Origin of the sequence: Yersinia thracica, from assembly GCF_902170565.1 — a bacterium.
Taxonomy (GTDB): domain Bacteria; phylum Pseudomonadota; class Gammaproteobacteria; order Enterobacterales; family Enterobacteriaceae; genus Yersinia; species Yersinia thracica.
Window position 1 is genome coordinate 1 of record NZ_CABHXX010000055.1, and the last position, 19,454, is coordinate 19,454.

Below are 19,454 nucleotides of genomic sequence, written 5' to 3' on the forward strand. Positions count from 1 at the left end.
GTATATATCATCAGCTTATTCAATGATGCTATTTTCAGCTAATAATACTTTGTTATTTAACGGTTTATCACGCACTCAGGAAAATTAAGTTTTATTGGGACGGTATTGAGTCATTAATTAAGAACATAGAGAAATCAATGAGCTGTTATTAGCAAAAAGTGAATTAATGGGCTCCGTTAATAGCTTGAATAACAGATTAACAATGTTTAACTATCAGAATACTGACAACAATTAGTTCTTACAACCATCTATTCTTACAACCATCCATTCTTACAACCATCAGTTCTGATAACAGCCAGCTCTGATAATTACCAGCGCTGGCTGTTATTACACAGTAAATGCGGACTAACGGATCTTTTAAGCGGGCATTACAGGCTAGAAATAATTGCTTATGAAATAAGCGGTTCCAATTGCGCCATAATGCTTTCAGCCGTAATGGTATCCATACTTTTTTGCTCGGAGATTACCGCAATCTGGTTTTTGCCATAGCCACCAATCAAACCAGGGTCAGTTGGGCCGAACAAGGTAATGTTGGGGCGATCCAGTGCGGCGGTCAGGTGGCTGAGACCGGTATCAACGGAAACCACGGCTTTTGCACCCGCCAGCACCTCGGCCACTTGCTGGAGACTGAGTTTAGGTAAGACCTCAACATGAGAAAAATGCTCCGCTAACCGCAAAGCACGTTGATACTCATGTTCCGCCCCCCAGGGTAATTTTATTTTTAAACCCGTCGGAGCAACCAGCTCAATCAGTTTTAGCCAATGACTCTCAGGCCAGTGTTTGCTGTCGCGGGTGGTTGCATGCAGGAAAACCAGATATTGGCCAGCATTAGCAGGTAAGTGGCTTAAAAAACGCGATGCGATAGCATAATCGCCATAACTTTCGGGCTTATCGTAGCCGAGACTCTTCGCAAACAATTGGCGGATGCGTTCGACAGCATGTTGTTTGATATCAATCTGATGGCGGCAGTTGTAAAACCAGCTGGCAAAGGGTTCGCGGGCGCTTTTGCTGTCTGGGCCATGTTTTATCCCTTTAGCGATGCGGGTAATCAATGCGGCACTTTTAATTAGCCCCTGAGCATCGATCACCAGGTCATAGCTGCGTTGTTGTACCTCGCGTTTAAAATCACAGCGCTCTTGCCGGGTATCACTGCCGAACCAATTTTTTCGCCAACGGCGGATGGCAACCGGAATAACTTTATCCACCGCCGGGTGCCAGCTGGGGATTTGGCTGAAACCTTCTTCTACCACCCAATCAAAGCGAATGCCGGGAATGGCATTCATGGCATCAGTCAGCGCGGGTAATGTATGTAAAACATCGCCCATTGAAGAGGTTTTAACGATCAATACATGCATTAATCGGCCTCTTTCGCTGAACAGGTTGGTGCCGAAAGCTGCTTCTCAAGGGCAGCCATCACTTGTTCAGGTTGGATATCAATCAAACTCTGATGATAACCCTGCGCACTGTCGCCTTTACGCACTTTGTGATAGCCGGTAATCAGGCGAATAACTGTGGCTTTGTCAGACAGTGGCGGAGTGAAGTCCGGGCTGCTTGGGCCATATAAAGCGACTAACGGCTTATTTAACGCGGCAGCAACATGCATCAAACCGGAGTCATTACTGACCACGGCATTACAGGCGGCAATCATGACCACGGCTTGATCCAGCGATGTCTGGCCGGCAAAATTGAGGCAATATTCGCGGGCGCTTTCATCCAGCGCCTGGCGGATTTCTTCGCCAGCTTCATTATCTTTGGCTGATCCCAACAAGATGACTTGATAGCCCGCATCAATCAGTTTCTGGGCCAGCGCGGCATAGTGGTAGTGTGGCCAGCGTTTTGCCGGGCCAAACTCAGCGCCAGGGCAGAAACCAATAATTGGGCGGTTATCCGTTAGGTTGAATGCTGCCGTAATCTCGGCAATTTCTTCATCCTGAACCTGTAATTGAGGCCGTAGCAAAGGCTGTGGTAAATCATTTGCTGAGCGAATACGCTCTTTATCGTAGGCCAATGCAACATAGCGCTGAACCATCATCGGGAAAGCGTGTTTATCCAGAATGCGCATATCATTGAGTAAGAAATAGCGCATTTCGCCACGCCAGCCAGTTCGCTGTTTAATCCCTGAAAAATAAGGTATTAGGGCAGATTTAAATGAGTTTGGTAACACATAAGCGCGATCATAGCCTGTTTCACGCAAGGCCAGACCTAAGCGGCGGCGCTCCTCAAAAGCAAAAACCCCATGGCCTAATGGCATCGGGACGGCATGGCGAACTTCTGGCATTCTCGCCAAAAGCGGACGGCACCATGCGGGCGCCATCACATCAATTTCTGCTGCCGGATATTCGGCCTTCAGGGTGCGGTAAAGACTTTGCGACATCATCATATCGCCAACCCAAGAAGGGCCGATGACCAGTATTTTCATACCGTTTATCAATTCCTTGCAGCAAGTTATTTAGACTGAGCGATTGAGCCAGGCCAGGTATTCTTTGACGCCTTCGGCGACAGTTTTGAACGGCTTGTCATAACCGGCAGCGCGCAAATTAGTTAAATCAGCTTGCGTGTATGCCTGATAGCGGCCTTTCAGTTTTTCTGGGAATTCAATGTATTCCACAGGCCCGCTTTGATGAAAATCCACCACCGCATCGGCAACCGCCTGGAAAGATTCTGCACGGCCTGTACCGCAGTTGAAAATGCCGGATACGCCGTTTTGCCAGAACCACAGGTTAACGTCAGCAACATCGCCGACATAAATAAAGTCGCGTTTGAAGTTTTCACTGCCGGAGAACAATTTAGGGTTTTCGCCCGCTTTGATCTGGTTATTCAGATGGAAAGCCACACTCGCCATGCCGCCTTTATGGCCTTCACGTGGGCCATAAACATTGAAATAACGGAACCCGCAAATCTGTGAATCAGCTTCTGGTAAAATTTCGCGCACATACTGATCGAACAAGAATTTGGAGTAGCCATAAACATTAAGTGGCTGTTCATACTGACGATCTTCAATGAAGTTATCAGTACGCCCGCCGTAGGTGGCAGCGGAAGAGGCATACAGGAACGGAATACTGCGATCCAGACAGAAGTGCAGGATATCTTTAGAATACTGATAGTTGTTATCCATCATGTACTTGCCATCCCACTCGGTGGTGGAAGAACAGGCACCCTCGTGGAAGATCGCGTCGATATCACCCATATCATCACCGGCAACAATGCTGGCAACAAAATCTTCTTTATCCATGTAATCGGCGATATCCAGATCAACCAGATTGACGAATTTAGTGCCGTCTTTCAGATTGTCCACAACCAAAATATCTTTATAGCCGATATTATTCAGTGCCTTAACGATGTTGCTGCCAATGAAACCGGCGCCGCCAGTGACGATAATCATCAGGTTCACCCTTGTTAATCTTCTTGGTCGGGCACAATGCCCCACACTCTATTTGCCGTTATCATAACATTTCATAGGATAGCGCACAGCCGGAAGGGGCTAATCTCTCTGTTTCTATGCGGCTTTAGGAATGTTCCCCGTGATATGTGCTGCATTTTTTATAATATAAGACAAGGTTTCTCGTCAGTTCATCCATCAGGCAGTAAAATGTAGGGTGAAAATGCTTATTCTGGAGATAACCGCATGTCCTTGCCTTGTAATAGAAACGCCTTTTATCAGCAATTAGAACAACAAATCAAAACAACCCGCGCTGAAGGGCTGTATAAAAATGAGCGGATAATTACTTCCGCGCAGCAAGCTGATATTGCTGTGGCGGATGGCCGCCATGTGATTAATTTCTGCGCCAACAACTATTTAGGGCTGGCAAACCACCCCCGGCTGATCGCGGCGGCTAAAAAAGGCATGGATACTCATGGCTTTGGTATGGCCTCGGTGCGGTTTATTTGCGGCACTCAAGATGCCCATAAAGAGCTGGAACAGAAGCTGGCCAGTTTCCTCGGTATGGAAGATGCCATTCTTTATTCCTCCTGTTTCGATGCCAACGGCGGTTTGTTTGAAACTCTGTTGGGGCCAGAGGATGCCATTATTTCCGATGCGCTGAATCACGCTTCAATTATTGATGGAGTGCGGTTATGTAAAGCTAAGCGCTACCGCTATGCCAATAATGATATGAGCGAATTGAAAGCCCAGCTAGAACAAGCCAAAGCAGACGGCGCGCGCCATATTATGATCGCCACCGACGGCGTATTTTCTATGGATGGCGTTATTGCCAACTTGAAAGGCGTTTGTGATTTGGCAGATGAATATCAGGCGCTAGTGATGGTCGACGACTCCCATGCAGTGGGCTTTGTGGGTGAAAATGGTCGCGGTACTCATGAATACTGCGAAGTAATGGATCGCGTTGATATTATCACCGGCACATTAGGCAAGGCGCTGGGTGGGGCATCGGGCGGTTATACCGCAGGGCGTAAAGAAGTGGTTGAGTGGTTGCGCCAGCGCTCACGGCCTTATTTGTTCTCAAATTCATTAGCTCCAGCAATAGTCGCGGCTTCTATTGAAGTGTTATCGCTATTGGAAGACGGCGCTGAGCTACGTGATCGCCTATGGGCCAATGCCCGTTTATTCCGCGAGAAAATGAGTGCCGCCGGTTTCACCTTGGCCGGTGCCGATCACGCCATCATTCCGGTGATGCTGGGCGACGCGACACTCGCGCAAGAATTTGCCAATGCATTGCTGAAAGAGGGGATTTACGTCACTGGTTTCTTCTATCCGGTGGTGCCGAAAGGTCAGGCGCGCATCCGCACTCAGATGTCGGCAGATCATACGCCAGAGCAGGTTGAGCGGGCTGTTGAAGCCTTCATCCGTATTGGCAAACAGCTTAACGTTATTGCGTAAGGGATTTTGATGAAAGTATTGTCTATGAAAGCATTATCCAAACTAAAAGCAGAAGAAGGTATTTGGATGACTGATGTGCCTACGCCTGCGCTGGGCCACAATGACATCATGATCAAAATTCGCAAAACTGCTATTTGCGGCACTGATGTGCATATCTATAACTGGGATGAATGGTCACAAAAAACTATTCCTGTCCCTATGGTCGTTGGTCACGAATATGTTGGTGAAGTGGTGGCAATCGGTCAGGAAGTTAAAGGCTTTAATATAGGTGACCGGGTGTCTGGCGAGGGGCATATTACCTGCGGGCATTGCCGTAATTGCCGGGGCGGGCGCACCCACCTTTGTCGCAATACCCAGGGTGTCGGCGTAAACCGCCCGGGTTCTTTTGCCGAATATCTGGTGATTCCGGCCTTTAATGCTTTCAAAATCCCCGACAATATTTCTGATGAACTCGCGGCTATTTTTGACCCGTTCGGTAATGCTGTGCATACCGCGTTATCCTTTGATTTAGTTGGGGAAGATGTGCTGGTTTCCGGCGCTGGCCCGATTGGTATCATGGCTGCTGCGGTCTGTAAACATGTCGGCGCTCGCCATGTTGTTATCACTGACGTGAATGAATACCGTCTGGATCTGGCGCGTAAAATGGGAGTAACCCGCGCAGTTAATGTCAGTAAAGAAAATCTGAATGATGTGATGGCTGAGCTGGGTATGACTGAAGGGTTTGACGTCGGTCTGGAAATGTCCGGTGCGCCGCCAGCCTTCCGTACCTTGCTTAACTCAATGAATCACGGTGGCCGTATTGCGATGCTGGGGATACCGCCATCGGATATGTCTATCGACTGGAATCAGGTGATTTTCAAAGGGCTGTTTATCAAAGGGATTTATGGCCGTGAGATGTTCGAAACTTGGTACAAAATGGCGGCATTGATTCAATCTGGTTTGGATTTGACCCCGATTATCACCCATCGTTTCTCCATCGATGAGTTCCAGCAAGGGTTTGATGCTATGCGCTCGGGGAAATCAGGTAAGGTGATATTAAACTGGGATTAAAAATACCCTTCGTCCTTGAAGTTGCTGGGGTGTTGGCTGCACACACTCACCCGAATCACTTACTTGTGTAAGCTCATCGGGATGAGTTTGCTGGCCGCCTACCTGCAACTCCAATGACTTTGGGTATTGCCTTTTCTCCCTTGAAGTTGCAAGGATGAAAGCGGGGCAGTCAGGTGATGACTGCCCCATTTTTACGGATTTTTAGCTTTAGATTCATCGACTGCCGGTTTATCAACCGGAGTCACGGGCGCGACTGGCGGGAAATATTGCTGCCAATGCTTCTTAACAAATGTCACTGCCGGGCTTTGCATCAGGCTCTCACCTAAGACAATAAACATCTCATCGGCGTAGATTTTCTCCGGGACATAACTGGCTTTCGCGTTGCATTGCTTGATAGCTTTCAGGCGCTCGCCTTTGGCCGGGTTACGCGGTTTTGATTTGCCCGGTGAGACAGTGCCGCTGCCGCTATTATTGCGTACTGGTTCATTCAGCAGCGCGCTGGGTCTGACCAAAACAATATCCGCAGGTAATTGAGGCAACATTTGTTGCAGCACTTTAATGGTGGCTGGATGTGGGTGCCCAATCGCAATGGCCGAACCATTACGGCGGGCTAATGCTACTGCGCGGTTAAATTGTTGGCGGATCGCGGCTTCATTTTGTGAATCATCCAAAAAAACTTTGCGCTTAATCACTTTGACGCCAGTACCTTCGGCCGCTTTACTGGCCTGGCTGTTGCCAATAGTCACGCTATCAAGGAAATAGAGCTGATAGTGCTCCAATGCCTGCATCACTTTTTGCATGCCCGGCAAGCTGGAAGTCATCGCGCTGCCCATATGATTATTCATACCGGTGGCGTAAGGAACATTACCCACCGCCTGACGAATGATGCGTTGGACTTCTTCACTGCTCATTGATGGCTGTAATGTATCGCGCTCCAGCGGTTGCTTGCTCAGCGGGGCCATCGGCAGGTGAATTAGAATTTCGCGTCCTTGATTATGGGCTTTGATGGCCATCTCTTTGGCATAGGGGGCATTAGGTAAAATCGCCACTGAGATCGGCAGCGGCATCTGTAACACCTTGTTTTCGTTCTGAGGGCGATAACCAAAGTCATCAATAACGATTGAAAGTTTGCCCGCCTGCGCGGCGTTAGCAATGAGTAGAGTGCTTACTATGATAAACCGACGTGTATTGAAATAGCGCAATAGGTGTTCCCTAATGTTGTTCTCTATCTTCCTAACCAAGGTTGTGGGTTAACCGCTTGCCCTTGACGGCGGATTTCGAAATAGAGTGATGGTTCACCCTGACCGCCACTGGTGCCGACGAGCGCAATTGGCTGGCCAGCTTTTACCTGAGCGCCGACATTGACCAGCGCGCTTTGGTTGTAGCCATATAAACTCATATCCCCTTTGCCGTGCTCAACGACGACCACCAGTCCATAGCCCTGCAACCAGTCCGCCAGTAGTACCCGGCCATCCGCAATCGCTTTGACCTCGCTGCCTTCTGGCGCAGAAATAACCATGCCTTTCCAACGGAGTTCACCTTGCAAGGCCTCGCCAAAGCGGTGAGTCACATTCCCCCTAACGGGCCACATAGCTTGGCCGCCCGGACGACCCAGACCGCCAGTTCGCGCCATTAATGAGCGCTCACTTTCACTTGGTTTATAGCTGGAACCGGTTTTCTTGGCTTGCTGTTCTTTGACTTTGACTTGTTCGCGTACGCGGGCCGCTTCTTTAGCCTCCCGCTCTGCACGGGTTTTGGCTTCGCGTTCGGCTTTGGCGATTTGGTCGCGCAAACGTGATTCATTCAGTTTTAGCTCCGCCAGACCCTGCTGATCTTTCTCCAGCGAGGCTTCCAACGAAGTCAGGGTTTTCTTGCGGGCAGTCCGCGCTTCTTCCAGCTTTTGCTGCTGAGTTTTCTGCTCATCCAATAAAGCTTTTTGCTGGTTTTTCTTTTGTTCCAGCACTTTTTTCTCAGCAGACAGGTTAGTGCGGGTTTGTTCCAGTGCTTCAATGGATTTCTGGCGGGCTTCATTGAGATAACTGAAATACGCCAAAATACGCTCACTGCGCTGGCTCTCTTCACCACTTAAAATAAGCTGTAAGCCACTGTGCTGACCTTGTTTAAAGGCCGCATCAAGCTGTTTTGACAGGATATCTTGTTGCTGAGATTGTTGGCTTTGGAGTTTGCCAATCGAGGCGGTAAGGCTGGAAATTTCTTTGTCCAGCTCACTCAGGGTACCTTGGGTTTCACGTAGGCTGCGGCTAGCCTGAGCAATGGTATTTTCCTGTTGTTTCAACTGGTCTAGCAGGGAGCTGCGTTGCTGTTTTTGTTGCTGAACACTTTTTTCTTTCTCAGCGATATCTTGCTGAAGTGTTTTCAACTGACTTTTGTTTTCTGCTGTTTTTATAGTTGAAGGGGTAGTAGCAGGGGCATCAGCGGCATGGCTGGATAATGGAAACAGCAATACGCCAGCGCAAAAAACGCTGGCGTACAGTGCTGACCACGGGCGAGGCACCAACCTATTCGGCAATGCAGAGAAGCCCTCTGTATTGCCGTTGATGCTATCTTCCGTAACCATTGATATCGCGAATGACGCCTTTTCCTTCATAACGAAGGATTATTCCACGATGAACAGCGGCTTACCAGTCATCTCTTGCGGGATTTCCATTTCCATCAGTGACAGCATGGTCGGTGCGATGTCTGAAAGTTTGCCGCCGGAGACAGCTTTAACCTCTTTATTGCCGACATAAATCAGGGGAACAGGCAGGCTGGTATGGGCGGTGTGTGCCTGGCCAGTCGCCGGGTCACTCATCTGCTCAGCATTGCCGTGGTCGGCGGTGATAAGCAATTGCCCATCAACTGCTTTCACCGCAGCAACAACTTGTTCAATGCAATTATCCAGAGTTTCTACTGCTTTCACGGCGGCATCATAATCACCGGTATGGCCGACCATATCGCCATTCGGATAGTTACAAATGATCACATCATATTTGCCGCTGGCGATAGCGCCGACCAATTTTTCAGTCAGTTCTGCGGAACTCATTTCCGGTTGCAGGTCATAGGTTGCCACTTTCGGTGAGTTAATCAGAATGCGATCTTCACCTTTGAATGGTTCTTCCACGCCGCCGTTATAGAAGAAAGTCACATGAGCATATTTTTCAGTTTCAGAAATGCGCAGCTGTGTTTTGTCATGCTTCATCAGCCATTCACCGAAAGTATTGCTCAGTGATGCTGGCGGGTAAGCACAAGCCGCTTTAATATCAGCCGCATATTCCGTCAACATGATGAAATCGCCGAAGTTAACCACTTTATCGCGCTTGAAGCCGTCAAAGTCGGCATTCACAAAGGTGCGGGTGATTTGGCGAGCACGGTCTGCACGGAAATTCATGAAGATTAATGCATCACCATCATTCATGGCAGCATCAGCTTCGCCCGCGGCTTTAATCACGGTTGGTTTGACAAATTCGTCATTTTCATCACGGGCATAGGCAGCTTGCAGGCCAGCAACCGCGTTATCTGCGGTGAATTCGCCTTTTGCCTGAGTCAGTAAATCGTAGGCCAGTTGTACTCGATCCCAGCGATTATCACGGTCCATAGCATAATAGCGGCCAATAATAGACGCGATACGGCCTTTGCCCAGCTCGGCAAACTTTTCAGTGAATCGTTTCAGTGAAGATTCAGCACTGCGCGGCGGGGTGTCGCGGCCATCGAGGAATGCATGCAGATAAATGGCAGTCGCCCCGCGTTTAGCCGCCAGCTCAACCATCGCCAGAATGTGGTCTTCGTGGCTGTGAACACCACCGGCAGACAACAGGCCCATGATATGCACCGCTTTGCCCGCTTTAACTGCGTTATCAATAGCTGCGGTCAGGGTTGGGTTTGTGAAAAAGTCACCCTCTTTGATTTCTTTGTCGAGGCGGGTTAAATCCTGATAAACAATACGGCCAGCCCCCAGATTGACGTGACCGACTTCAGAGTTGCCCATTTGCCCATCGGGCAAACCAACATCCAGACCTGAAGCGGCAATCAATGTATGAGGCTGTTGTTGCCATAAACGGTCCATAACCGGCGTATTGGCATTCAGAATGGCATTATCTTGCTGTTCTTCGCGGTAGCCATAGCCATCCAGAATAGTCAGAACCAGCGGTTTTTTAGTGCTCGACATTGCAGAACCTCTTTCTTATTAGAAAGGCGGTAATTTACTACAGAACCGGTTAAAAATAGCCCAAAGAGATCAACATTGGTGTGGGGTTTTGCGTAAAAATCATCAAAGAGACGACAAAACTTCCAGAGATTGTTCGCAGTTTCTGCAATGGCGCTTGCATATTGGCTGTATTTGCCGCAACGCGCAGGTATACTCTGTGACCTTGAATATTATCCCCTAACTAACGGGAGTTTTTACCCCCATGTTGCAAGAAATTATGCAATTCATTAGCCAGCATCCAGTTTTGAGTTTGGCTTGGGTGGCGTTGTTCGTCGCCGTAATTTTCACCACCTTTAAAAGTTCGCTGTCAAAAGTGAAAGAAATCACCCGTGGTGAAGCGACGCGTCTGATTAACAAAGAAGATGCGGTGGTGGTTGATATCCGCACACGTGATGATTACCGCAAGGGTCATATCGCCAGCTCTATTAATTTACTGCCAAGCGATATTAAAAACGGCAATCTGGCTGAATTGGAAAAGCACAAAGCACAGCCTATTATTGTAGTTTGTGCTACAGGGACGACCTCCCGTGCCTCCGCTGAGCTGCTGAATAAAGCCGGTTTTGAGCGAGTGTTGACCTTGAAAGACGGTATATCTGGCTGGAGTGGCGAGAATCTGCCACTGGCGCGCGGCAAGTAATTGTTATAAAAATCGCTATATCAATGAAATGTAAATTTGAGGTGTATCCATGGCGAAGATTGAGATTTATACCAAAGTAACCTGCCCGTACTGCCATCGTGCTAAAGCACTGTTGAACAGCAAAGGTGCTGCTTTTCATGAAATCGCAATTGATAATGACCCGGCCAAACGTGAAGAGATGATTGCTCGTAGCGGGCGGACGACGGTGCCTCAGGTATTTATTGATGGGCAGCATATCGGCGGCTGTGATGATTTACATGCCCTGGATGCGCGCGGTGGGCTTGACCCGCTGCTTTAACTCGCCAGTGGGCCCCATTACTGTAATGGAAAGAGCCTGCGGCGGAAGTGCTGTTTAATAAGGACGTCTAACTTTAGGGTATCTATACACATGTCAGAACAAAATAACACCGAGATGGCTTTCCAGATCCAACGTATCTACACCAAAGATATCTCCTTCGAAGCACCTAATGCTCCGCAGGTTTTCCAGCAGGATTGGCAGCCAGAAGTTAAACTTGATCTTGATACTGCTTCCAGTCAGCTGGCTGAAGATGTGTATGAAGTGGTACTGCGTGTGACTGTCACGGCTTCTTTGGGCGAAGAAACTGCATTCCTGTGTGAAGTACAGCAGGGCGGCATCTTCTCCATCGCTGGTATCGATGGCACCCAACTGGCGCATTGCTTAGGTGCATACTGCCCGAACATTTTGTTCCCGTATGCGCGTGAATGTATCACCAGCTTGGTATCTCGCGGTACTTTCCCACAGCTGAATTTGGCACCGGTTAACTTTGATGCCCTGTTCATGAACTATCTGCAACAGCAGGCTGAAGGTGAAGTTGAAGGTGCTGAACAACGTCAGGATGCCTGATGAACACCACCCATGCTTCAATGACTGTAATCGGTGCCGGATCTTACGGCACCGCATTAGCCATTACGCTAGCGCGTAATGGCCATCAAGTTGTGTTATGGGGCCACGACCCTAAGCATATTCAAACTCTGCAACAAGACCGTTGTAACCAAGCTTTCCTGCCTGATGTCCCTTTCCCCGACACTCTGTTACTGGAAACCGACTTGGCACGTGCGCTGGCCGCCAGCCGTGATGTGCTGGTGGTGGTGCCCAGTCATGTTTTTGGCGCGGTATTAAATCAGCTCAAACCACACTTACGCCCAGATGCGCGTATTGTTTGGGCGACTAAAGGGCTTGAGGCAGAAACAGGCCGCTTGCTGGCGGATGTGGCGCGGGAAGTGCTGGGCGAGAGTATTCCGCTCGCCGTGGTTTCCGGCCCGACTTTTGCTAAAGAGCTGGCTGCCGGTTTACCCACTGCGATTGCACTGGCATCGACCGACACACAATTTAGTGAAGACCTGCAACAGCTGTTGCACTGTGGCAAAAGTTTCCGCGTGTACAGCAATCCTGATTTTATCGGGGTGCAACTCGGTGGCGCAGTGAAAAACGTGATTGCGATTGGCGCTGGGATGTCCGATGGTATTGGTTTTGGTGCCAATGCGCGAACCGCATTGATAACCCGTGGCTTGGCGGAAATGACTCGTCTGGGCACGGCATTAGGCGCTGATCCCTCCACCTTTATGGGCATGGCGGGGTTAGGTGATTTGGTGCTAACCTGCACAGATAACCAATCTCGGAATCGCCGGTTTGGCATCATGCTTGGGCAGGGGTTAGGCGTACAAGAAGCACAGGATAAAATTGGTCAAGTGGTTGAAGGTTACCGCAATACCAAGGAAGTTCTGGCGCTGGCACAGCGCTACGGTGTTGAAATGCCAATTACTGAACAAATTTATCAGGTGCTGTACTGCCACAAGAATGCGCGTGAAGCGGCGCTGACCTTATTGGGTCGGACCAAAAAAGATGAAAAAAGCGGCATTTAGATTGTTCAGCGGTAATAAAATAATAAATATAGAGTGCCAATCCTTGGCGTTGCCACGTCAAGGAATTAGGGTGTCAGTGGCTTCGGTCGTTCCCCGAAGCTGCTTGTTTATGGGCAGGAGTATGCAATGTCGTCAGAAGAGTTAGAGCTGGTTTGGAGTAGCATTAAATCAGAAGCGAGAGCACTGGCCGAGTGTGAGCCCATGCTGGCAAGTTTTTTTCACGCGACTTTACTGAAGCATGAGAATTTAGGCAGTGCGCTGAGCTATATTCTGGCGAATAAACTAGCCAATCCCATCATGCCCGCGATTGCCATCCGTGAGGTGGTTGAAGATGCTTATCGAGTTGATGAACAGATGATTATCTCTGCTGCCCGCGATATTCTGGCGGTACGCTTGCGCGACCCCGCAGTGGATAAATACTCTACGCCGTTGCTGTATCTGAAAGGTTTTCATGCTTTACAAGCTTATCGTATTGGCCACTGGCTATGGGCGCAGGATCGTAAAGCACTGGCTATTTACCTGCAAAATCAAGTGTCTGTCGCTTTTGGTGTGGATATCCACCCAGCGGCAACCATTGGTTGCGGCATCATGCTGGACCACGCCACCGGCATTGTCATTGGTGAAACCGCTGTGGTTGAGAATGATGTTTCCATTCTGCAATCCGTCACTCTGGGCGGTACCGGGAAAACCAGTGGTGACCGTCATCCGAAGATTCGTGAAGGTGTAATGATTGGCGCGGGTGCAAAAATTCTGGGGAATATTGAAGTCGGACGTGGTGCCAAAATTGGTGCCGGGTCAGTGGTGTTGCAGGCCGTGCCTCCCCACACCACAGCCGCCGGTGTCCCCGCTCGCATTGTCGGCAAGCCAGAGAGTGATAAACCTTCATTGGATATGGATCAGCATTTCAATGGGGTGAGCCATGGGTTTGAGTACGGCGACGGCATCTAATCATCCCTTTCGTCCTTGACGGTGCAGCGGTGTTAGCCGCACTCACAAACCCGAATCACTGACTTATGTCAGCTCATCGGGATTTGCTCGCTTGCCGCCTTGCTGCGACGCCAATGCCTTTGGGGATCTATTCTATATAGGCAGACCCCAATCCCTGACTACCATCTTGCTACTCTTTCAGTAATGCACCCGGATAACCTAATTGCCGCCAGGCTTCATACACCACCACGGACACGGCATTGGACAGGTTCATGCTGCGGCTAGCGGCTAGCATTGGAATTCTGATTTTCTGTTGAGCAGGTAGTGCATCCAGAACCGTGGGCGGTAAGCCGCGAGTTTCCGGGCCAAACAGCAGATAATCATTTAGCTGATAATTGACGGCGCTGTGGGCTGGCGTCCCTTTGGTCGTCAGAGCAAATAAGCGGGCAGCATTTGCTCCGGCAGATGGGTCACCGGTAGATTGCGCGCCATCGAGCTTTTCGCTGTCGAGGAATGCTTGATAATCATGGTGATGCTTGATGTTAGCAAACTCATGGTAATCAAGACCCGCACGGCGTAAGCGTTTGTCATCCCAGGTGAAACCTAAAGGTTTTATCAGATGGAGCTGGCAACCTGTATTCGCACATAACCGGATAATATTGCCGGTATTCGGCGGGATTTCGGGTTCAAATAAAACAATATTAAGCATATGTCCCCCAATAATGAGGGGCGCAGGATATCAGAAACCCCCGCTCAGTGCAGCGGTTACCCATTTTTGTCGGCCATTCCATAGCTTTGTAAAATAAATAGGTTTGTAAAATAAACCGGGGCGATAAAATAAAAATTTGAAAGCAAGGAGCGGAGAGCGCCAAATGTGGTGATTTTATATGCTGACCGCCACAGTCAGTATTAATGGAGTATTCATCATGACATCAGTTCGGGGCGTAATAGACAGTTTGTCAGACCCACGCTGGGCCGCCATTATTAATCGCGATAAAACCGCCGATGGTCAGTTTGTTTATGCGGTGAAAACCACCGGTGTGTATTGCCGGCCCTCATGTTCTTCCCGCCAGGCGAAAGCAGAACACATTGAATTCTTTGCTGATAATGACGCCGCCGAACTCGCGGGTTATCGGCCTTGTAAACGCTGCCGACCCACTCAGTTATCTCAAGCGCAACTGCATGCAGAAAAAATTAGCCGGGCATGCCGTTTAATTGAACAAGCAGAAATACCGTTCAAACTCAGTGAGTTGGCGGCCGAGCTGAATCTCAGCACTTTTCATTTCCATCGATTATTTAAATCCATGACCGGGTTAACGCCCAAGGCGTATGCCACCGCGACCCGCAGTGCACGAGTCCGCACCCAATTGGCGGGCGAAGGCTCGGTGACTGACGCCATCTTTGATGCTGGATACAACTCCAATGGCCGTTTTTATGAACAATCCAATCAGTTATTGGGCATGACGCCGACCCGTTACCGCCAAGGTGGCCGCGATGTCACACTGCGGTTTGCGGTGGGGGAAAGTTCTCTCGGGGCTATCTTGATGGCGAAAAGTGAGCTGGGAATCTGCGCCATTTTGTTGGGTGACTCACCGGCCCTGCTGGTGCAGCAATTGCAGGATAAGTTTCCACAGGCGGAGTTAATTGGCGGGGATGCCGAGTTTGAACAATGGTTCGCGCTGGTGGTGGGCTTGGTTGAGGCCCCTAAGCTTGGGCTAGATTTGCCCTTGGATATCCGTGGCACGGCATTCCAGCAGCGGGTTTGGCAGGCGTTGCGGGAAATACCGGCAGGCGAGACCGCCAGTTATGCCGATATTGCCGCAAAAATCGGTTCGCCAAAAGCGGTACGCGCGGTGGCGGGTGCCTGTGCTGCCAATATGCTGGCGGTCGCCATTCCCTGCCATCGAGTCATTCGTCAGGATGGTGCATTGTCAGGCTATCGCTGGGGGATTGAGCGCAAAAAATATTTGTTGGAGAAAGAAAGCCAAAAATAGGCCGCCGATGGCCTGCTCAATCCAGTATAGGCTGCCCGATCATATTGGATCGGGCAGCCGGGTTTGTCACTTCATTAAGATTTAAGTGGATGCAGCGGCAACCAGATAATCAGGCGCAGACCCCCTAATGGGCTGTCTTCGGCCCGTACCCAACCGCGATGCTGATTAACCGCAGTTTCTACAATCGCCAGCCCCAAACCTGTCCCGCCGGATTCACGATCTCGCGCTTCATCTGTGCGGTAGAATGGCCGGAAGATTTGTTCACGGTCTTCCTCGCTGACACCGGGCCCATCATCATCGACAGTGATAGTTATTCCCTGATTATCCGAGCTGAACGCCACGGCAATGTGATGATGAGAATAACGCAGCGCATTACGCACGATATTCTCCAACGCACTGTCGAGGGCCGCCGGGTTGCCAAATAAGGTCCATGGCCCCGGAGGTGCGGTCACTTCCAGCGTTTTCCCCATCTGGTCAGCTTCGAACTGCGCATCTTCCAGCACTTCAGACCACAGTTCATTCGCTTTGATCGGCTCGCGGTGCAGCTCGTTTTTATGCTGACTGCGGGATAACACCAGCAAATCATTGATCATGCTATCTAATCGTTGCGCTTCCATTTCAATACGCTCCAGTTCTTTCCCCTCGCCATGGCGGCGGCGCATCAGCGCAGTGGCCAGTTGCAAGCGAGTCAGTGGCGTGCGTAGCTCATGGGAGATATCAGAAATCAGCCGTTGTTGGGCCACAACCATCCGGTCGAGCGCACTGATCATCTGGTTGAAACTGGCGCCGGTTGCCAAAAACTCTTGTGGGCCGGATTCCAACTCAGGGTGCTGTTTCAGGTTGCCTCGCGCTACGTCATCAGCGGCATTTTTCAACTTACGCGCCGGTTTCGCCAAACTCCATGCCAGCCATAACAGCAGTGGCGCACTGATCAACATAGTTGCAATTAAGAGCAGCAGCGGCCGGTCAAACATCAAATTGATAAAATCGGATTGCGGGCTACTCGCTGGGCGCAGCAGATAGAGCTGATAGTTATCTTCGCCATCACGGATGGAGAAGGGGCCGACCATCTCAACACGGCCATATTTTTTCTTTTTCGGCTGATCGGAGTTATCTGACTGGCCGATAAAATTACGCACCATTTGCATTTCGTGGCGCTGGGCACCAATAACGCGGCCCTCGGTGGTCACTAACACTAAATGCTGGCCGGGAGGTGCCCACTTTTCGATGGCGCGATAAAGCCTGCGCCACCACATGAGATCATTGGCCGGGTCACTGGCCAATTCGGCTTCAATATGTTGCTCCAGCATCGTTCCCTGACGCTGTTCGCTGTCGAGCAAGGTGGTCATTTGACGCGAGTCGAGTTTTGGTAACATCAGCACCAGCATCAATACCAGCGCCAAGGTAAACCAAAAAATCGCAAAAATTCGCGTCGTTAAACTGTTAATCATGTTTCAGAGACCATCAGATACCCGCGACCGCGCAGAGTTTTAAACCAAGGTAGCCCGTCTTTGCGATCTGGCAACTTGCGGCGTAGGTTTGAAATATGCATATCAATGGCACGGTCAAACGGTGTTAATCGTTTCCCCAACACTTCCTGGCTGAGATGCTCCCGCGAGACTACTTGGCCGAGGTGCTGAGCCAACAGGTAGAGTAAGGTAAATTCCGTGCCGGTTAATTCCAGCGACTGGCCCTCAAAGCTGGCTTCCTGACGGCCTGGGTTCAATTGCAGGCAATCAACATCCAGTATTGGCGCGCCCTGGTCGACATTTTGCTGCTGCTCACTCCAGTTAGATCGGCGTAAAATAGCTCGGATACGCGCTACCAGCTCACGGTCATTAAAGGGCTTCGCCAGATAATCGTCCGCACCCAGCTCCAGGCCGAGGACTCGATCCAGCTCACTACCCCGAGCCGTCAGCATAATCACCGGGGTTTGGTGGTGCTGGCGTAACTCTTTCAAGGTTTCGATACCGTTTTTGCGCGGCATCATAATATCCAATAATAACAAATCGATAGAACTGTCCAGCAGGTTTAATGCTTGTTCACCATCATAGGCAACGACAACATTAAAACCTTCCATTTCCAGTAATTCTTTCAACAGCGACGTCAGTTCACGGTCATCATCAACTAATAGGATTTTATGCATGATTGTTTCTCCTCTTGACGCAAAATACGTTATCAACTGCCGGTATTCCATGACTTTACTTAGCTTTACATGCCCTGACTCCAGTTTTACATCCACTGACGCTAGTTTGCAGCCGGGCCAGTAGACTGCTCCTTATTGAATCGCAGAGCAGTAAACCGCTTAGCAAACAGAACCCAGGAGTTAAATGATGCGCAAAGTAACTAAAGTAGCAACGTTAATCATGGCGTCAATGTTAGTTCTCGGCTCTCAAGCCGCCTTCGCCGCCGATAAGGCCGGGACCACTGATGGCTGGTGCCACGGTGACGGTGCGATGATGAACAAGAAAGATGGCCGTGGTCACCATAACATGTTTGATGGCGTCAATCTGACAGAACAGCAACGCCAGCAAATGCGTGACCTGATGCGCCAGTCTCGTCAAGACCAGCCGCGTGTCGATTTGGCTGAACGCGAAGCCATGCACAAGTTGGTCACCGCGGATAAATTCGACGAAGCTGCGGTAAGAGCGCAGGCCGAGAAAATGTCCAAAGACCAGATTGATCGTCAGGTCGAAATGGCCAAAGTGCGTAACCAAATGTTTAACTTGCTCACTCCAGAGCAAAAAGCTGCCTTGAACCAAAAGCACCAGCAGCGCATTGAAAAAATGCAGCAGGCGCCAGCAGCACAACCCTCTTCTGCCCAGAAGTAAGTAGTACCCTGTAATACCCTGTTTTCCTTGCTATAGACACCATCCCTGTCTTTCGCCCTCCATGATGGAGGGCTTTTTTTTGTCGCTTTTCCGTTATACTCATAACCCCTGAATATTATTCGGAATGAGTTATGGATCCGCAATATGCGCGCCTGGTGAAAGCTGCTGCGCTCAGCGCCACTGTGCTGGCATCAATCTTACTGATAATTAAAATTTTTGCCTGGTGGCATACTGGATCAGTGAGTTTGTTGGCTGCGTTAGTTGACTCACTGGTGGATCTAGCCGCCTCTTTAACCAATCTTTTTGTGGTGCGCTACTCGCTGCAACCGGCTGATAAAGAACATACTTTTGGCCATGGTAAAGCGGAATCGCTGGCTGCGCTGGCGCAAAGTATGTTTATTTCCGGCTCGGCGTTATTCCTGTTCCTGACGGGTTTTCAACATTTGGCATCACCAACACCGCTGCAAGATCCTGGTATAGGTATCTGGGTAACGTTAATTGCATTATTCAGTACAATGATATTAGTCACATTTCAGCGCTGGGTGGTACGAAAAACTCAGAGTCAGGCCATTCGTGCCGATATGTTGCACTATCAATCAGACGTCATGATGAATGGTGCTATTCTTATTGCATTAGCATTAAGTTGGTATGGTTTTCATCGTGCGGATGCATTGTTTGCATTGGGGATTGGAGTTTATATTCTCTATAGCGCACTGCGTATGGGTTATGAAGCGGTGCAAGCTTTGCTGGATCGCGCTTTGCCAGATGATGAGCGGCAGGAAATTATCAATATCGTGACGTCATGGCCGGGTGTGATTGGCGCTCATGACTTGCGGACTCGCCAGTCGGGGCCAACGCGTTTTATTCAACTCCATCTTGAAATGGAGGATATGCTGCCGTTGATGGAGGCGCATATTTTAGCTGATCAAGTGGAGCGGGCATTATTACACCGTTTTCCTGGCGCAGATGTCCTTATCCATCAAGATCCTACTGCGGTGGTACCCAAAGAACGCCATGCGCATTGGGAGTTATAATTTATTCATCCGTTATTGCTACATTAACGACAGGTAAACTGGGGTGACATAATGGT

The 19,454-nt window shown here is 49.7% G+C and carries 19 protein-coding genes; 10 read left to right on the forward strand and 9 right to left on the reverse strand.

What is annotated here, in order from left to right; translation table 11 throughout:
• Positions 1 to 389 precede the first annotated feature (389 nt).
• From rfaC to rfaD, 3 genes are read right to left on the reverse strand one after another with little or no spacing between them, the layout of a single operon-like run.
• The gene (gene rfaC, locus FTA91_RS06265) at positions 390 to 1,355 is read right to left on the reverse strand and encodes a lipopolysaccharide heptosyltransferase RfaC (protein ID WP_050114801.1); all 966 of its coding nucleotides are present in this window, start codon (positions 1,353 to 1,355) and stop codon (positions 390 to 392) included.
• Complete coding sequence (gene rfaF / locus FTA91_RS06270; RefSeq protein WP_145583080.1) at positions 1,355 to 2,419, reverse strand: ADP-heptose--LPS heptosyltransferase RfaF; 1,065 nt, start codon at positions 2,417 to 2,419, stop codon at positions 1,355 to 1,357. Before rfaF ends, rfaC begins: the two co-directional genes overlap by 1 nt.
• 30 nt (positions 2,420 to 2,449) lie before the next feature.
• Entirely contained in the window at positions 2,450 to 3,382 is a 933-nt protein-coding gene (gene rfaD, locus FTA91_RS06275) for an ADP-glyceromanno-heptose 6-epimerase (protein ID WP_050114797.1), read from the reverse strand.
• Positions 3,383 to 3,625: 243 nt separating this feature from the next.
• On the opposite strand from rfaD, the gene kbl reads away from it, so the two are divergent.
• Together kbl and tdh are read left to right on the forward strand one after the other, a co-directional pair.
• Positions 3,626 to 4,837, forward strand: coding sequence for a glycine C-acetyltransferase (gene kbl, locus FTA91_RS06280; RefSeq protein ID WP_145535718.1), 1,212 nt, complete (start codon positions 3,626 to 3,628; stop codon positions 4,835 to 4,837).
• 24 nt (positions 4,838 to 4,861) lie between these two features.
• Positions 4,862 to 5,887: an L-threonine 3-dehydrogenase gene (gene tdh / locus FTA91_RS06285; RefSeq protein WP_050114894.1), complete on the forward strand. Its 1,026-nt coding sequence runs from the start codon at positions 4,862 to 4,864 to the stop codon at positions 5,885 to 5,887.
• A 191-nt stretch (positions 5,888 to 6,078) separates the two neighbouring features.
• Here the strand turns inward: tdh and FTA91_RS06295 are convergent, their stop codons facing one another.
• Genes FTA91_RS06295 through gpmM form a run of 3 tightly spaced genes read right to left on the reverse strand, consistent with a single transcriptional unit; the run spans position 6,079 to position 10,052 of the window.
• Complete coding sequence (locus tag FTA91_RS06295; RefSeq protein ID WP_050114793.1) at positions 6,079 to 7,089, reverse strand: divergent polysaccharide deacetylase family protein; 1,011 nt, start codon at positions 7,087 to 7,089, stop codon at positions 6,079 to 6,081.
• Between the two features lie 23 nt (positions 7,090 to 7,112).
• Complete coding sequence (gene envC, locus FTA91_RS06300) at positions 7,113 to 8,495, reverse strand: murein hydrolase activator EnvC (RefSeq protein ID WP_145583081.1); 1,383 nt, start codon at positions 8,493 to 8,495, stop codon at positions 7,113 to 7,115.
• 9 nt (positions 8,496 to 8,504) lie between these two features.
• Positions 8,505 to 10,052: a 2,3-bisphosphoglycerate-independent phosphoglycerate mutase gene (gene gpmM, locus FTA91_RS06305; RefSeq protein ID WP_145583083.1), complete on the reverse strand. Its 1,548-nt coding sequence runs from the start codon at positions 10,050 to 10,052 to the stop codon at positions 8,505 to 8,507.
• 241 nt (positions 10,053 to 10,293) lie between these two features.
• Between gpmM and FTA91_RS06310 the strand changes: the two genes are divergently transcribed.
• The 5 genes from FTA91_RS06310 (at position 10,294) to cysE (ending at position 13,560) form a co-directional block, all read left to right on the forward strand.
• Positions 10,294 to 10,728, forward strand: coding sequence for a rhodanese-like domain-containing protein (locus FTA91_RS06310; RefSeq protein WP_050114788.1), 435 nt, complete (start codon positions 10,294 to 10,296; stop codon positions 10,726 to 10,728).
• A 49-nt stretch (positions 10,729 to 10,777) separates the two neighbouring features.
• On the forward strand, positions 10,778 to 11,026 hold the full coding sequence (gene grxC, locus FTA91_RS06315; protein ID WP_050114787.1) for a glutaredoxin 3: 249 nt from the start codon (positions 10,778 to 10,780) through the stop codon (positions 11,024 to 11,026).
• 90 nt (positions 11,027 to 11,116) lie between these two features.
• The gene (gene secB / locus FTA91_RS06320) at positions 11,117 to 11,593 is read left to right on the forward strand and encodes a protein-export chaperone SecB (protein WP_032820633.1); all 477 of its coding nucleotides are present in this window, start codon (positions 11,117 to 11,119) and stop codon (positions 11,591 to 11,593) included.
• The gene (gene gpsA, locus FTA91_RS06325; RefSeq protein ID WP_050114785.1) at positions 11,593 to 12,612 is read left to right on the forward strand and encodes an NAD(P)H-dependent glycerol-3-phosphate dehydrogenase; all 1,020 of its coding nucleotides are present in this window, start codon (positions 11,593 to 11,595) and stop codon (positions 12,610 to 12,612) included. The genes secB and gpsA overlap by 1 nt, the downstream gene beginning before the upstream one ends.
• Before the next feature lie 126 nt (positions 12,613 to 12,738).
• Positions 12,739 to 13,560, forward strand: a complete 822-nt coding sequence (gene cysE / locus FTA91_RS06330; protein ID WP_050114782.1) for a serine O-acetyltransferase — start codon at positions 12,739 to 12,741, stop codon at positions 13,558 to 13,560.
• A 169-nt stretch (positions 13,561 to 13,729) separates the two neighbouring features.
• On the opposite strand, the gene trmL is transcribed toward cysE, so the two are convergent.
• Positions 13,730 to 14,248: a tRNA (uridine(34)/cytosine(34)/5-carboxymethylaminomethyluridine(34)-2'-O)-methyltransferase TrmL gene (trmL, locus tag FTA91_RS06335; RefSeq protein WP_050114780.1), complete on the reverse strand. Its 519-nt coding sequence runs from the start codon at positions 14,246 to 14,248 to the stop codon at positions 13,730 to 13,732.
• 217 nt (positions 14,249 to 14,465) lie between these two features.
• On the opposite strand from trmL, the gene ada reads away from it, so the two are divergent.
• Complete coding sequence (gene ada, locus FTA91_RS06340) at positions 14,466 to 15,533, forward strand: bifunctional DNA-binding transcriptional regulator/O6-methylguanine-DNA methyltransferase Ada (protein ID WP_413081185.1); 1,068 nt, start codon at positions 14,466 to 14,468, stop codon at positions 15,531 to 15,533.
• 74 nt (positions 15,534 to 15,607) lie between these two features.
• On the opposite strand, the gene cpxA is transcribed toward ada, so the two are convergent.
• Together cpxA and cpxR are read right to left on the reverse strand one after the other, a co-directional pair.
• Complete coding sequence (gene cpxA / locus FTA91_RS06345) at positions 15,608 to 16,984, reverse strand: envelope stress sensor histidine kinase CpxA (RefSeq protein WP_038637953.1); 1,377 nt, start codon at positions 16,982 to 16,984, stop codon at positions 15,608 to 15,610.
• On the reverse strand, positions 16,981 to 17,679 hold the full coding sequence (gene cpxR / locus FTA91_RS06350; protein ID WP_050114776.1) for an envelope stress response regulator transcription factor CpxR: 699 nt from the start codon (positions 17,677 to 17,679) through the stop codon (positions 16,981 to 16,983). Before cpxR ends, cpxA begins: the two co-directional genes overlap by 4 nt.
• Positions 17,680 to 17,866: 187 nt before the next feature.
• Between cpxR and cpxP the strand changes: the two genes are divergently transcribed.
• The gene (gene cpxP / locus FTA91_RS06355) at positions 17,867 to 18,364 is read left to right on the forward strand and encodes a cell-envelope stress modulator CpxP (RefSeq protein ID WP_145583086.1); all 498 of its coding nucleotides are present in this window, start codon (positions 17,867 to 17,869) and stop codon (positions 18,362 to 18,364) included.
• 131 nt (positions 18,365 to 18,495) lie between these two features.
• Complete coding sequence (gene fieF, locus FTA91_RS06360; protein WP_050114773.1) at positions 18,496 to 19,398, forward strand: CDF family cation-efflux transporter FieF; 903 nt, start codon at positions 18,496 to 18,498, stop codon at positions 19,396 to 19,398.
• Positions 19,399 to 19,454 lie beyond the last annotated feature (56 nt).